General features: G+C 44.4%; 1 protein-coding gene. It reads left to right on the forward strand.

The annotated features are described in order from the left end of the window. Positions 1–152 precede the first annotated feature (152 nt). Positions 153–266, forward strand: coding sequence for a DUF5121 domain-containing protein (locus D0T87_RS25255; RefSeq protein WP_163178700.1), 114 nt, complete (start codon positions 153–155; stop codon positions 264–266). Positions 267–320 lie beyond the last annotated feature (54 nt).

Consider the following 320-nt stretch of genomic DNA (forward strand, 5'->3'; position numbering starts at 1 on the left):
TTCTCATAATCTGCTATGATAACTGCGGTATCTGTAACTTGCGTTTCTTTACCATTAATGATCAACAGACGATAAGGCAGAAAAGAAAGGACTGATAAGGTCAGGCAGATCCCGGCTCAGGAATGGCTGCTTCAATATTATAAAAACCACGAGTGGGAAGAGGCGAAGGTAACCTGGGGCTTCTTGATGGAGTAACCCTCGAAGATGGCGTTGCCTATGTCTTTACACTTGATTTATCGCAAGGGAATGGCTGCCATCGCCGGTAATATGACGATTGCAAGTCTGACAAGTAAAACGCGTACGCATACGAATCTCGTTTT

The organism is Bacteroides sp. 51 (genome assembly GCF_010500965.1).
Classification (GTDB): Bacteria; Bacteroidota; Bacteroidia; order Bacteroidales; family Bacteroidaceae; genus Bacteroides.